This is a genomic window from Paraburkholderia sp. SUR17, assembly GCF_029536165.1.
GTDB classification, from domain to species: domain Bacteria; phylum Pseudomonadota; class Gammaproteobacteria; order Burkholderiales; family Burkholderiaceae; genus Paraburkholderia; species Paraburkholderia kururiensis.
Map to the genome: position 1 here is coordinate 1,973,917 of NZ_CP120508.1, position 14,956 is coordinate 1,988,872.

The 14,956-nt window shown below is 67.1% G+C and carries 9 protein-coding genes; 5 read left to right on the top strand and 4 right to left on the bottom strand.

Going from position 1 to position 14,956, the window contains the following annotated elements; translation table 11 throughout:
* Positions 1-73 precede the first annotated feature (73 nt).
* From mfd to mscL, 4 genes are all read left to right on the top strand, one after another.
* Positions 74-3,583, top strand: a complete 3,510-nt coding sequence (gene mfd / locus P2869_RS08715) for a transcription-repair coupling factor (protein ID WP_277596227.1) — start codon at positions 74-76, stop codon at positions 3,581-3,583.
* Positions 3,584-4,031: 448 nt separating this feature from the next.
* On the top strand, positions 4,032-5,168 hold the full coding sequence (gene argE, locus P2869_RS08720) for an acetylornithine deacetylase (protein ID WP_277598084.1): 1,137 nt from the start codon (positions 4,032-4,034) through the stop codon (positions 5,166-5,168).
* Positions 5,169-5,210: 42 nt separating this feature from the next.
* Entirely contained in the window at positions 5,211-6,257 is a 1,047-nt protein-coding gene (locus tag P2869_RS08725) for a threonine/serine dehydratase (protein ID WP_017773786.1), read from the top strand.
* 123 nt (positions 6,258-6,380) lie between these two features.
* Positions 6,381-6,827: a large conductance mechanosensitive channel protein MscL gene (gene mscL, locus P2869_RS08730; RefSeq protein ID WP_017773785.1), complete on the top strand. Its 447-nt coding sequence runs from the start codon at positions 6,381-6,383 to the stop codon at positions 6,825-6,827.
* Between the two features lie 64 nt (positions 6,828-6,891).
* Here mscL and P2869_RS08735 read toward each other — a convergent pair whose 3' ends face one another.
* The 3 genes from P2869_RS08735 to P2869_RS08745 form a co-directional block, all read right to left on the bottom strand.
* Complete coding sequence (locus P2869_RS08735) at positions 6,892-8,910, bottom strand: response regulator (RefSeq protein WP_051061961.1); 2,019 nt, start codon at positions 8,908-8,910, stop codon at positions 6,892-6,894.
* Between the two features lie 79 nt (positions 8,911-8,989).
* Positions 8,990-9,469: a response regulator gene (locus tag P2869_RS08740; RefSeq protein WP_017773783.1), complete on the bottom strand. Its 480-nt coding sequence runs from the start codon at positions 9,467-9,469 to the stop codon at positions 8,990-8,992.
* Between the two features lie 118 nt (positions 9,470-9,587).
* Complete coding sequence (locus tag P2869_RS08745; protein WP_199539990.1) at positions 9,588-11,219, bottom strand: sensor histidine kinase; 1,632 nt, start codon at positions 11,217-11,219, stop codon at positions 9,588-9,590.
* Between the two features lie 448 nt (positions 11,220-11,667).
* Here P2869_RS08745 and P2869_RS08750 point away from each other — a divergent pair, with 448 nt between their 5' ends.
* Positions 11,668-12,165, top strand: a complete 498-nt coding sequence (locus P2869_RS08750; protein ID WP_026121240.1) for a hypothetical protein — start codon at positions 11,668-11,670, stop codon at positions 12,163-12,165.
* A gap of 96 nt (positions 12,166-12,261) precedes the next feature.
* Here the strand turns inward: P2869_RS08750 and P2869_RS08755 are convergent, their stop codons facing one another.
* Complete coding sequence (locus P2869_RS08755; protein WP_277596228.1) at positions 12,262-14,880, bottom strand: AsmA family protein; 2,619 nt, start codon at positions 14,878-14,880, stop codon at positions 12,262-12,264.
* Positions 14,881-14,956 lie beyond the last annotated feature (76 nt).

Consider the following 14,956-nt stretch of genomic DNA (forward strand, 5'->3'; position numbering starts at 1 on the left):
GAGCGCGGTCCGGCGGCCGCTGCAATCGCGCATCATCACGGCTTCATTGCCGCCCAAGGCCGCTCCCTTTCCTATGTCCGATACCGCCGCTTCATCGTCGTCCCCGTCTTCTCCGTTGCCGCCGGCCTGCCCGGTCGCGCTCGTGAAGAGCGGGCAGCGCTTCGCGTTCGACGGCACGCACGGGTCGTCCGATGCACTTCTGATCGCCCGCTACCATCTCGCCTACCGCGACAAGATTCCGCTGCTCGCGGTGGTCTGCGCGAGCGCCGTGGACGCGCAGCGGCTCTCGCAGGAAATCACCTTCTTCGCGCCGAATGCCCGCGTGCGTCTGCTGCCGGACTGGGAGACGCTGCCCTACGACACCTTTTCGCCGCACCAGGACCTCGTCTCCGAGCGGCTCGCCACGCTGCACGACCTGGGCGAAGGCCGTTGCGACATCCTGCTCGTGCCTGCCACCACGGCGCTGTACCGCATGCCGCCCGCGTCGTTCCTCGCGGCCTACACGTTTTCGTTCGCGCAGGGCGAGCGCCTCGACGAAGCGAAGCTCAAGGCGCAGCTCACGCTCGCGGGCTACGAGCACGTGAGCCAGGTGGTGCGTCCCGGCGAGTACTGCGTGCGCGGCTCGCTGATCGATCTCTATCCGATGGGCTCGCCGCTGCCGTACCGCATCGACCTGTTCGACGACCAGGTGGATTCGATCCGCGCGTTCGACCCCGACTCGCAGCGCAGCCTTTACCCCGTGCGCGACGTGCGCCTCTTGCCCGGCCGCGAGTTTCCGTTCGACGAAACCGCGCGCACCGCGTTTCGCAGCCGCTGGCGCGAGGTGTTCGAAGGCGACCCGAGCCGCGCGTCGATCTACAAGGACATCGGCAACGGCGTGCCGTCGGCCGGTATCGAGTACTACCTGCCGCTCTTCTTCGAAGAGACGGCCACGCTCTTCCATTACCTGCCGCCCGCGGCCCACCTCGTGTTTTCGGGCGACCTCGACGTGGCGATCCGCCGCTTCACCGCGGACACGAAGCAGCGCCACAGCTTCCTCTCGCACGACCGCGACCGGCCGATTCTGGAACCCCAGCGGCTGTTCCTTTCCGACGACGACTTTTTCACGCTCGCCAAACCGTTCGCGCGCCTCGTGCTGCCGGGCGCAAGCGGCGGCGGCTGGGCCGCGCCGCTGCCAGGCCTCGCACTCGACCGCCACGCCGACGACCCCGTCGCCGCACTGCGCGCCTGGCTTGCCACCACGCCGAACCGCGTGCTGTTCGCGGCCGAATCGGCGGGACGCCGCGAGACCATCGCGCAACTGCTCGCCGATAACGCCCTGCGCCCCGCGCAGACCGACAGCTTCGAAGACTGGCTCACGGGCGACGCGCCTTTCTCGCTCGGCGTCGCGCCGCTCGCGAACGGGTTCATCGTGCCGGCCGAAGGGCTCGCCGTCGTTACCGAGACCGAGCTTTACGGCACGCTCGTGCGCCGCACGGGCCGGCGCCGCCAGGAGCAGGCGAGCAACGTCGATTCGATGGTGCGCGACCTCTCCGAACTCAAGGTGGGCGACCCCGTGGTCCACGCGCAGCACGGCATCGGACGGTACTGCGGGCTCATCACGATGGACCTCGGCGAAGGCGAAACGGAGTTCCTGCACCTCGAATACGCGGGCGACAGCAAGCTCTACGTGCCCGTCTCGCAGTTGCACGTGATCTCGCGCTACAGCGGCGCGGACCCCGAAAGCGCGCCGCTGCACGCGCTCGGCTCCGGTCAGTGGGAAAAGGCGCGCCGCAAGGCGGCCCAGCAGATTCGCGACACCGCGGCCGAACTGCTCAACCTCTATGCACGCCGCGCCTCGCGCGCGGGCCATGCGTTCAAGCTCGAACCGCGCGACTACGTGAAGTTCGCCGAAAGCTTCGGCTTCGAGGAAACGCCCGACCAGGCCGCTGCGATTGCGGCCGTGATCGGCGACATGACGAGCGGCAAGCCGATGGACCGCCTCGTCTGCGGCGACGTGGGCTTCGGCAAGACCGAAGTCGCGCTGCGCGCCGCGTTCATCGCGGTGATGGGCGGCAAGCAGGTGGCGCTGCTCTCGCCCACCACGCTGCTTGCGGAACAGCACACGCAGACCTTCACGGACCGCTTCGCCGACTGGCCCGTGCGCATTGCCGAACTCTCGCGTTTCAAGTCGACGAAGGAAGTCAACGCCGCGATCCAGCAGATCAACGACGGCACCGTGGACATCGTGATCGGCACGCACAAGCTGCTTTCGTCGGACGTGCAGTTCAAGCGGTTGGGGCTCGTCATCATCGACGAGGAACACCGTTTCGGTGTGCGCCAGAAGGAAGCGCTCAAGGCGCTGCGCGCCGAAGTCGACGTGCTCACGCTCACGGCCACGCCGATTCCGCGCACGCTCGGCATGGCGCTGGAAGGCCTGCGCGACTTCTCGGTGATCGCCACGGCGCCGCAAAAGCGCCTCGCGATCAAGACCTTCGTGCGGCGCGAGGAAGACGGCGTGATCCGCGAGGCCATGCTGCGCGAACTCAAGCGCGGCGGCCAGGTGTACTTCCTGCACAACGAGGTGGAGACCATCGAGAACCGCCGCGCGATGCTCGAAGCCCTCGTGCCCGAGGCGCGCATCGCCGTGGCCCACGGCCAGATGCACGAACGCGAACTCGAACGCGTGATGCGCGACTTCGTGGCCCAGCGCGCCAACGTGCTGCTGTGCACGACCATCATCGAGACCGGCATCGACGTGCCCACGGCCAACACCATCCTGATCCATCGCGCCGACAAGTTCGGGCTCGCGCAGTTGCACCAGTTGCGCGGACGCGTGGGCCGCTCGCATCACCAGGCCTATTCGTATCTGCTGGTGCACGACCCGCAGGGCCTCACGAAGCAGGCGCAGCGCCGCCTCGAAGCCATCCAGCAGATGGAGGAGCTGGGCGCGGGCTTCTATCTCGCCATGCACGACCTGGAAATTCGCGGCACGGGCGAAGTGCTGGGCGACAAGCAGTCGGGCGAGATTCAGGAGATCGGCTTCCAGCTCTACACGGACATGCTCAACGACGCCGTGAAGGCGCTCAAGGAAGGCCGCGAACCGGACCTCAACGCGCCGCTCGCCGCAACCACCGAGATCAACCTGCACGCGCCCGCCATCTTGCCCGCCGACTATTGCGGCGACGTGCAGGAACGGCTCTCGCTCTACAAGCGCCTCGCAAACTGCGAACACGACGACGCGATCGACAGCATCCAGGAAGAGCTGATCGACCGCTTCGGCAAGCTGCCGCCGCAGGCGCACGCGCTCGTCGAGACGCACCGCCTGCGCCTCGCCGCGCGGCCGCTCGGCATTTCGAAGATCGACGCGGGCGAAGCCGTGATCGGACTGCAGTTCGTGCCGAACCCGCCCATCGAGGCCATGCGGATCATCGAGATGGTGCAGAAGAACCGGCACATCAAGCTCGCGGGTCAGGACAAGCTGCGCATCGAAACCCGCAGCCCCGACCTCGCCGTGCGCGTGGCCACCGTCAAGGAAACGCTGCGCGCGCTCGGCACGCCGGCCCGTCATGCGGCCGCTGGCGCCGCCACGTCGGTGCGGTAAGCAGGGCAAGCCACGCGAAGGCTGCGGTTTGCACCGCCCGCTGCGCTTCGCGGCGGGCGGCTTGCAGGACGACACGCGCTGCGCGCCGCGCGTGTCTTTCGCGCTGCTTCGTGCTGCTTCGAGGTGCTTCGTGCTGCTTCGTGCTCCGCTCACGCTCCTCGATACCAGAGCGCAAGGCATTCATGCTGCAACGCGCAAACCCCTTGCCGAGCCCTTACTGGTCGCTTACCTTACGCCGCAAGCCTTTGGCGAGGCTCGGCTTTTTCTGTATGATCCAACGATAAACCAGTGGAGTTCTGCCATGTCCCAGGTTGCTGCGTCAGCGTATCCCGCCACGTCGCCCGGTCTGTCTTCCGCACCCTCCGCCGTCCCTCCTTCCGCATCTTCCGTTTCATCCGATTCAAACGCTTCCCCCGCTTCGCTTCCGTGGGTGACCCGCCTCGTGTCGATGGACACGGTGAGCCGCAATCCAAACCTGGGTCTGATCGAGACGGTGCGCGACGCGCTGCGCGCGCTCGGCGTGCAGTCCACCCTCACGCACGACGATAGCGGCAAGTGGGCCAATCTGTTTGCGACCATTCCGGCGCACGACGACCGCATCGCAGGCGGCATCGTGCTCTCGGGCCACACCGACGTGGTACCCGTGGACGGCCAGGCCTGGGACAGCGATCCGTTCAAGCCCGAGATTCGCGACGGCCGCCTGTACGGCCGCGGCACCTGCGACATGAAAGGCTTCATCGGCGCCGCGCTCACGCTCGTTCCCACGATGCTCGCCACGAAGCTCGCGAAGCCGATTCACCTCGCGCTCTCGTTCGATGAGGAAGTGGGCTGCGTAGGCGCCCCGCTCATGATCGACGAACTCGTGAAGCGCGGCGTCGCGCCCGAAGGCTGCATCGTGGGCGAGCCGACCAGCATGCGGCCCATCATCGCCCACAAGGGCATCAACGTGTATCGCTGCTGCGTGCGCGGCCAGGCCGCGCACTCGTCGCTCACGCCGAAGGGGCTCAACGCGATCGAATACGCGGCGCGTCTCATCTGCCACATTCGCGACATGGCGGACCGCTTCCGCGAGCAAGGCCCGTTCGACGAACTCTACGACGTGCCGTTCACCACGGCGCAGACCAGCACCATCGCGGGCGGCAATGCCGTGAACACGGTGCCCGCCGAATGCACCTTCGCCTTCGAATTCCGCAATCTGCCCACGCTCGACCCCGACGCGATCTTCTCGCGCATCGAGTCGTACGCACGCGAAACGCTGTTGCCGAAGATGCAACGTGAGCACGCAGCCGCCGCCATCGAATTTACGAAGGTTGCCGCAGCACCGGGCCTCGACGACGCCGAAGCGGCCGCCGTCACGCAGCTCGTGCGCGCACTCACGTCCGACACCGGCCGGCGCAAAGTCGCCTACGGCACCGAAGCCGGACTCTTCGCGCGGGCCGGCATTCCGAGCGTGGTGTGTGGGCCAGGCGACATCGAGCAGGCGCACAAGGCGAACGAGTTCGTCGCGCTCACGCAGCTCGCCGAATGCGAGCGCTTCCTGCATCGATTCATTCACAGCATGTCGCTCGAGGCGCAGCTGCGCTAACGCGCACGCTTCGCAAACCGTTCACGCCGACGCCCGCGCGCCATGTCCACCGCCACCCCGCAGCACACCGACCATACGATAGACGGCGAGCCGATTCCCACGCTCGACGACATCGCCACGCAGCACTTCGCGCTCACGCCGTGGGTAGTGCGAACGCCGGTGTTCGAGCGCCACGACTTTCCGTCGCTCGAAGACACCATCGTCAACTTCAAGTTCGAACTGTTGCAGGCGGGCGGCAGCTTCAAGGCGCGCGGCGCGTTCACGAACATGCTCGCGCTCGACAGCTCCCAGCGCAGCGCGGGCGTGACCTGCGTGTCGGGCGGCAATCATGCGGTGGCCGTGGCCTATGCGGCCATGCGGCTCGGCATCGGCGCAAAGGTCGTGCTGTTTCATTCGGCCAATCCCGCGCGCGTGGCGCTGTGCCGCCAGTACAAGGCCGAGATCGTCATGGCCGGCAGCCCGGCAGAAGCCTTCGAAACCGTGCGCCAGGTCGAGGCAGAAGAAGGCCGCTACTACGTGCATCCGTTCAACGGCTATCGCACGGTGCTCGGCACTGCGACGCTCGGCTACGAATGGGCCACGCAGACGCCCGACCTCGACGCCGTGATCGTGCCCATAGGCGGCGGCGGGCTCGCGGCCGGCGTGGCCACGGCGCTGCGCCTCGCCAATCCGCGCGTGCACGTGTACGGCGTGGAGCCCGAAGGCGCCGACGTGATGAGCCGCAGCTTCGCGGCCAATCACACGGTGAAGATGAGCCACGTGGAGAGCATTGCCGACTCGCTGATGGCGCCGTTCACCGAGCAATACAGCTACGAACTGTGCCGCCGCCACGTGGACCGCATCGTGACCGTTTCCGACGACGCCTTGCGCGCGGCCATGCTGCTGCTCTTCAACCAGCTCAAGCTCGCCGTCGAGCCGGCCTGCGCGGCCGCCACGGCGGCGCTCGTCGGACCGCTGCGCGAGACGGTTCAGGGCAAGCGCGTGGGCGTGCTTCTGTGCGGCACCAACATCGATCCGGCGAGCTTCGTCGTGCACATCGGCCGCGCGGTGGCGGGTGCGGGCGCACATGCAGGCACGAAACCGGCTTGAGGGCATGAGCCTCGCCTCGCAGCGCGAATCGCTACCCTCACGGTAAGACGTTGACTATCATTGGCCGAACGGCGTGCTTTAATGCCGCGCTACCCAATCAATAACTTCAAGGAGGTCCGCCCCATGGGCATGATCAAGGAATTCAAGGAATTCGCCGTCAAGGGCAACGTGATGGATCTGGCGGTCGGCGTCATCATCGGCGGCGCGTTTTCCACCATCGTGAATTCGGTCGTCAAGGACCTGATCATGCCGGTCATTGGCGTTGTCACCGGCGGCCTCGATTTCTCGAACCAGTTCGTCCGGCTCGGCACCATTCCGCCCTCGTTCAAGGGCAACCCCGATTCGTATAAAGATCTGCAGACAGCCGGCGTGGCCGTGTTCGGCTACGGCTCGTTCATCACGGCCGTGATCAACTTCCTCATCCTCGCGTTCATCATCTTTCTGATGGTGAAGTTCATCAACAAGCTGCGCCAGCCCGCAGAAGCCGCGCCCGCCGCGCCGGCGCCCACGCCCGAAGACGTGCTGCTGCTTCGCGAGATTCGCGACACGCTGAAGAGCCAGCCGCGCTGATACCTGCCGGCATATTGCTCTGCTCGCGGTTTGCGCCGGCAGAGCAACGAGGGGCTATCGAGCGCTATAGGCCCAGATCGACGTCGCGCGCCGTCTGCTCGAGTGGTGGCGTCGCCCCCGGCGGTTCGGCCTTCTGCCTCGCCGCGCTCTCGATCAGCTGTTCGAGCTGCGCGAAATTCACCGGCTTGGTGAGATGCCAGGTGAAACCGGCTTCGATGCTGCGGCGCACGTCCTCGTCGGTGCCGAAGCCGGTCAGTGCAACGGCCGGCACCGCCGAATGCTCGCGGAAAGCGCGGATGAAATCGAGGCCTGTACCGTCCGGCAAACCCACGTCGCTGATCACGAGATCGAACTCGATGCTCTGGGCCGCCGCCAACGCATCGGCCACGAGGCTCACCACCGTCACGTCATGACCAAGGCTGCGCACAAGCTGCGCCATGACCTCGGCCGTGTCCTCGTGATCTTCGATCATCAGGATCGTCAACGTGCACGCGGCCATGGATACGGCCGACACGGGCGCCGCCGGCTCAGCCTGCGGCGGCTCGCAGACAGGCAGCACGATCGTGAAGGTCGCGCCGCAATGCACGCCCGGACTCTTCGCGCTCACGTGGCCGCCATGAGCGTCGGTGAGTGCCTTCGTGATCGCAAGGCCCAGCCCCAGGCCGCCGAACTGACGCGTCATGTTGTGGCTGCCCTGCTCGAACGCATTGAACAGCTTGCCGATCTGCTCGGGCGCAATGCCGATGCCGGTGTCTTCCACCGAGATCTGGATCTGCGAACCTTCGTCGCGCGTGCGCACGTAGATGTGTCCGCCGTCGGGCGTGAATTTGGCGGCGTTGCGCACGAGGTTCCATAGCATCTGCTGCAGGCGCGCGCGGTCGGCGCGCACGTAGTGATGGCGCGCCGCCGTGTCGATGTGCACGTCCTGCTGCTTGACCTGAATCTCGCTGCGAAAGAGTTCGAGCACGCTGTCGATCACCTCGTGCACGTCCACCGTTTCCAGCGTGAGGCTCAGCTTGCCGTTGGCCACGCGCGTGAGATCGAGCAGATCGTCGATCAGGCGCGCTTCCAGTTCGATATTGCGGCGGATCATCCGCACGCTCGCGCGCGCCTGCTCGGGCAGATCGACAATCATGTCCAGCACGCGCGTGCCGGCCAGCACCGGCGTGAGCGGTGTGCGCAGCTCGTGCGACAGCATGGCGAGAAAGCGGTCCTTCGCGCGATTGGCGTCTTCGGCCGCCTGTCTCGCCGCCTGCTCCGAGGCGAGCAGCCGTTCGCGTTCCTCGATCGCCTCGCGCTGAGGCTGGATGTCCGTGCAACTGCCGAACCACTTGTTCACGCCGCCGCGCGGATCTCGCACGGCGACGATGCGCACGTCGAACCAGCGGTACGCGCCGTCGTGGCGCCGGATCCGCATTTCGTGGTGGTAGTAACCCGTCGCGCCGCCCGACACCGCCGCAAGCCAGGTGCGACGCACCTCTTCGCGGTCGTCGGCGTGCACGGCGTCGAGCCAGCCAAGGCCCAGCGAACGCGTTTCGTCGAGGCCCGTGTACTCCACCCACTGCTTCGAGATGAAATCGCAGCGGCCATCTGAGCGACACGTGAGCACGAGGTGCGGCAGCGCCTCGGAAAGCGTGCGGTAGTGCTCTTCGCGATCGAGCAGCAGGAGCGCTTCGGCCGACGCGCGTTGCAGGCGAATCTGCGCGAGCACGCGCTCCACCGCTTCGGGCAGATAGTCGAGATAGTCGCCCGACTTCGGCACCACGTCGGAGACGCCCGCGCGCAGCGCCTGGATCACGCGCGACTCGTCGGTGAAACCCGTGACGAGAATGGCCGGAATGCGCACGTCTTCGGCGCGCAGGCGGCGGAAGAAATCGAGCCCGGTTTCGGGGCCGTCGAGCTGATAGTCGAGCACGAGCAGATCGGGCGCCTCGGCGGCGATCAGTTCGCGTGCGCTCGCGGCGCCCGTGCAGGTCGCCACGCGCACGCCGGCCCGCATCAGCGACTTGCGGGCAAGACGGAGAATGCCTTCGTCGTCGTCGACGACGAGAATGTAGGCGGCAGGCGTAGCGCGGTCGGTCATGCTGGTGGAAGCGGCGGCGTGTGTTGTGAAAAAGCGTTCGTTCGTAGCGGTTCCCCGGGGTGCGGCGCCGGCCGCGTCGTCATCCATGTGAAGCGAACCGTTGGCCCTGCGGCAGCTTCACGACCTGAAGGAAGAAGCCGAGCCGCCGTACCGCCTCGATGAACGCGTCATATTCGACGGGCTTCGTGATGTAGACGTTGCAGCCCAGTTCGTAGCAGCGTTCGATCTCGCGCGGGTCGTCGGTGGTGGTGAGCACGATCACGGGCACCGCGGCCGTTTCCGGCGACGCCTTCAGCCGGCGCAGCACCTCGAAGCCGTCCACGCGCGGCATGCGCAGGTCGAGCAGCACCACGACGTTCGTGAGCTGGTCGCGCGCAGGCCAGGCGCGCTCCGCGTGCGCGGCCGGATCGCCGAAGAAGTAGTCGAGCGCTTCGGCACCGTCCCGAAGGCGCAGAAAGCCGTTCGAAATGCCCGAGCGGCGCAGGTTGCGTTCGACGAGCGTCGCATGGCCGTCGTCGTCTTCGACGAGCACGATGCTGACGGTCTCTCCTTGTGTCATGGTTGGCTCCGGAAGGAGAGGCGCGCGTGGCGCGTGGCGAGGCGGACGTGAGATCTCGGCATGGTGGGCTGGGTGGTTTGCTTCGCGGTTGGTTGTCCGGTGCACTCTGAGGTTAGCTTCATGGTGCACGCAAGGGCTGCTCGGGCAGCGTGAAGAAGAACGTGGACCCGGCGCCTTCCACCGATTCGACCCACGCCCGCCCGCCGTGCCGCTCCACGGTGCGCCGCACGATGGCAAGGCCGATGCCCTCGCCTTCGGCCGTGTCGGTGCGCAGACGCGAGAACGCGCGGAACATGCCCGGCAGCGAGCCCGCGGGAATGCCCACGCCATTGTCGCGCACATAGTAGGTGCGCATGCGAGGGCGCGGCACGGCGGCCGGATCGTGTTCGTCGACGGGCTCTTCCGGTTCGGGGTCGAGCGCGCCCACCTCGATGCGGCCCGGCCGCGCGGGGTCGAGATAGCGCAGCGCGTTGCCGGTCAACTGGCCGAACACCTGTTCGATCGCTGCCGGGTCGCCCCATGCCGGCGGCAATTCGCGCACCGCTATGGAGGCGCCGCGCCCGGCGAGCGTCCCTTCCAGGCCGTCCACGATACGTGCCATCACACGGCCTATGCTCACGCGCTGCCAGTGGTACTCCACGCGCCCCGCGCGCGAAATGCGCAGGAGCGCGTCGATGATGGCCGCCGCCCGGCTCACCGCGTGCCGCACGAACTGCAGCGACTCGCGGATGTCGCCGTCCAGCACTTCGGCGAGGCGCTCGTGTTCGGGTGCGGGCAGTCGCGCCGTTTCCACCGTGGTGCGCAGGTCGTCGCACGAGACCTGCAGTTCGTTCGAAAACCCTTGCAGGTTCACGAGCGGCGAGCGCAGGTCGTGCGAGACGCTGTAAATGAACATCTCGTTGTCTTGCGTCTCCTGGCGCAGATGCTCGTTCAGGCGCGCGAGTTCGGCCGCGCGCGCTTCGAGCTGCGCCTTGAGTTCGGTCTGCTCGCGCTCGGCGCCACGCAGCCGCGCGCTGGTGTCGTGCAACACGGTGTCGAGTGCCGCGATCTCGTCGTTGCCCGACAGCGGCGCGGTGAGCGGCTGGCTGTTGCCGAGCCGCCCGGCATTGGCCGTGAGCACCGCGAGCCGCCTGCCGATGTTGCGCGCGAACACGAACGCGGAACCCGCCCAGATCAGCATGGATCCCACCACGGCAGCAATCAGCGCGGCCTGCTGGCGCGTGCGCGTGAGCGCGAGCGATGCACGGCTCTCCGAATCGCGGCGCCGCTCTTCGGTAATGAAATCGTCAAGCTGTGTGCGCACGAGCTGGATTTGCGGCGGCAGCGCATCGTTCTGGGCGTCGGCATAAGGGCCGATGGTGCGCCCTTCGTAGAGCGCGCTCGCCACGCCCGACACCTCGGTGCGCCAGGCCTCTGCCGCGGCGCGCATGCGGTGCACGCGTGCTACCTGTTCGGGCTGGTTGGCCACGAGATGTTCGAGCTGGCCGAGACGGTCCGAGAAGTCGGCCCAGATGGCGCGCCGGTCGATGAAAGACGGGTCGCCCAGCACCACGCCTGTGCGCACGCGCGCCGCCTCGCGCAACAGCGGCTGGGCGAGCGTGGTGGCCTGCCAGAGAACCTGCTGGCTGTCCGCCGCGCCTTTCGCGGCCTGCATGGCCTCTTCCTGGGTGCCGAACACGAACCCCAACAGCGCCAGTTCGACGGCGCTCGGCACGGCGATCAGCAGCAGACCCTTGGTGAACAGTTTCATCGATAGGCGTCCAGGTTGCCGAATCGTGCGCTCGTGGCTCTTATGCTCTTGTGCACTTCTGCACGACATGCGCGACGCTGCGGGCCGCGCCCGAACGGATAGACGGGCGCCCCGCGAGGGCGGGAACTTCGCATGTACGGAAGCGGCCCATTATCCTGTTGAACGGCAGATATTTCAACGACCCGCCCTGCAAGCGCCAGCGCACATAAGGCACACACTAACAGCGTGCAAGACGGCCTTTTTTATGGGGCCTGCATGCACTGCGCGGGCATGCCGGTCTATATTATGGCTACAGACAGAAGTCCGGAGACGCCTGCAGCGCGGCGCGCGGTCCGGCATGAGACGTGCGGTGCACATGAGTCGGACAGTTGGTCGAATCATCGTGAATCCGGCATTTTCGTATGCTATAAAAGATCGACGTGCGGCGCGCGAGGCCGGGAGTGGTCGCATGAGAACGCTGCGTTTGTTGCAATTCCTTTTCAGGCGAATGTTTATGTCCTTCCCGAAGAAGCGTAAGCGCGTGAAGGCGGACAGCGACGAGTCCTTTCTCGCCGTACTCACGCATTTCAAACCGTTCGGCCAGCTCGACACGAAGATCGCGCGTGCGCGCGCTCAGGACGAGCCCGTGCTCTATGCGCATGTCCTCCCCGGACTCGACGTGCTGTTGTGCAGCGTGCGCGGCGCGCAGCCGCCCTACCCGGCCACCGCGGAGTTGCGCCGCCGCTGTATCGAATCCATTGCGAATGCGCTCGAGCAGCCGCTCGACGGTCTCGAGAACGGCGGTTATTGGTATGAGGCCGACGGTTTCGGCTTCCTTGTCTTTGCGAGCCGCGCTCGCGGGCGGATTCTGCCCGAGTTCGGCGCTACGCGCGCAGGGCTCGCCGCCCGTCGTGGCGCGCGGCGCCAAGACGCGGCGGGCGACGCCACGCCGCGCTCGCTGCGCTAGGGTCTGCTGCGCCGGGCCTGTTCAGTTCATAACAGGCCCGGGCGTCGCTTGAACACTTCCAGCTAAATCCTGGGTAAGCCCTGCCGGTCCGGCCTGCTATCGCGAGGCCGCACCACCTGGCGCGTGCGCGCCCGTGCCCGCCGGTGGTAGACGCGGCGCCTTCTCCTTCTGTCCCGGCGGCGGAGCCGTGGGCTGCTGTCGCATCTGCGCGAGCAGATTGGCGCATGGCAACGGCTGGTTGTTGCTTGGGGCGATGAGCGGAATCAGCGCTGCGAACGGATTGAGCAACCCGAGCCCCACCATCGCCCCGCCGCGCAACGCGAGCGCGGCGGCGTCCACGCCGACGTGCGGGTCTTTGAACGTGCCTTTCACGTAGAGCGGCGAGCGCAGCGAGAACACACGAAAGCCCTTTGTATGGGGATGAATGTGGAGATCCATCGACTCGTCGTGAAGATTCACCTTGCCGTCGATGTTGATCACCGCGTCCTCGGTATCGAGTGCGAACACGCGCGAGTCGAGCACGCCGTCGGTCGCGACGAAATCCGCGGCGGCGCAGTTGATCTTCACGTCGCGCGTGCCGAAGAGCTTTTCATAGACCACGTTCGCCACGTTGAGCCCCGCCGCTTCCATGAGCAGCAGGCTGATGGTGCCCTGCGTCACGAGCGCCTTCACCTCGCCGCTCGAGGTGGCGGCAAGCGCGGCGGGCGAATTGCCGGTGGCCGTGAGCGACGCGTCGCCGTTGATCTCGCCGAGCGCCGATTGCATCGACTTCACGCCCGGAAACAGCTGTTTGAGCTTCAGGTGACGCGCCGCGGTGGCGAAACGCCCCTTGAGCGGCACGCCGCTGCCGTCGAGGTCGATATTCGAATCCAGCGTGCCGCCCGCCACGCCGAAGCGCAGCGGCTGCAGCGAGAGCGCGCCGTCGCGCAGCAGCACGTGCGTGTAGAGGTCCGTGATCGGCAGGTTCGCGTTCTTGACGATGCGCCGGCCCGTGAGCGTCACGTCCGCGTCGATGGCCTTCCAGCGGTCGGTGCGAAATGCCTCGACGGGAATCACGCGGTCCGCCGGCTGCTTCGAGACGTCGCCGCGCTTGCGCTTGCTCGCGTTGGTATCGGCGCCGATGATCGGCGCGAGGTCGGAGAACTGCAGCAGGTTCGACACCAGCTGGCCTTGCAGCAGCGGCCGCGGCTGACGCTGGAACCACGCCAGCGTGCCGTTGAGATCGCTACCGCCCACGCGGCCCGTGAAATTCTCGTAGCGGAACACGTTGCCGTCGCGCTTGAACTGGCCGACGAGCCGGCCATCCGTCGCGTAAGGCGGCGTCTCGGGCAACGTGATGCCGGTGAGCGTGTAGAGATGCGCCATGCTTGCGCCTTGCAGCCACAGGCGCAGATCGACGGCCGCGAGGTGCGCGGGATCGGTGATCGTGCCCACGAGCGCAATGTGCGTGTCGCCCGCGCGTACGTCGGCCTGCACGGGGAACGGGCGATTCGCGTCTTGCAGCGCGAGTATGCCGCCCAGCTTGCCGGCGCCGGAGACGGGCGCGTGGTTGTAGGTGCCCTTCAGCGTCCAGCCGATGGCGTAGAGCGGTGCGGCGGCAGGCGTGGCAGTAGCGCGGCCGGCTTCGCTTGCACTGGCGGTGCTGCTTGCACTGGCGGTGCTGCTTGAACTGCCGGTGCTGCTTGAACTGCCGGTGCTGCTTGAACTGGCGGTGCTGCTTGAACTGCCGGCACTGCTGGAACTGGCGGCCCTGCTTGCACTGGCGAAGCCGCTGCCCGCCGAGGCGACCGCGCTCGCCGAGGCCACCGGAGCCCTGGCCGCCGACCCCGAACTGACCGAACCTGGCGTGCCCGGAGCCGACGCGGCCGCCGTCCGCGAACCGGAAGCAGCCGCAGTCGCGCCCGGAACCGAAGTGCCAGAAGCGCCGGAAGCCCCTGAAGCGCCGGAAGCCCCCGAAGCCTCGACAGCCCCCGAAGCCTCGACAGCCTCCGACGCCTCGATTGCCTTCGCCTGGGCCGCCAGCCGCGCCGCGCCCGCTTTGCCCACCATCTGCGCCGACGCGTTGCGCGACGCATTTTCCTGCGCCGCCATCACGTCGCCGATCGGAATCGCCTGGCCCAGCGTGTCCACGGTCAGTTGCACGTCGGCCTTCGTTTTCTGGTCCGCATACGCGACATAGCCTTTGGCGAACGCGACATCGTGCAGATCCAGCTTCCAGGTGGACGGCCCGCTCGACGACGGCAGCTTGAAGGTCCAGTTGTTGCGGTCGTCCTGGGTACGCTCCAGATCGACGGACGGATTCACGAGGTTGATCACCGGCACCACGATGCGATGTGCGAGGAGCGGCAGCAGCTCGACCTCGAAGTCGATCTCGTCGAGCGTCGCGAAGTAGCGCGTCTTCGCCCAGTCGGGATTGGCCACAGTGATGTGCGCCGCCGAAAAGCGCGGCCACGGCACCCATGCGCGCCAGCCGGTCTCGCCCACCGGATGCTGCCAGCCCAGCTTGAGGTCGCCTTCGATGCGCAAGGTGCGGCCGATCGCCTGGCTCACCTTGTCGTCCACCCAGGGGCGGGCGCGGTTCCAGTCGAACGTGAGAAATACCACGGCGACCACGACCACCACGGCGACGAGGACAGCGACGAGCGCTACGAGCCATGCGATGATCTTGCCGACGCGTCGGCCGGGAGTGCGCGCGGGGGTCTGCTCCGGCGTCATGCCTGCTCCGTTGTGTTTTTGACCGTTTATAAGGGCGGCAGCAGAGTCCGTGCCCGCCGCAGCGGCCAGTCCGCTT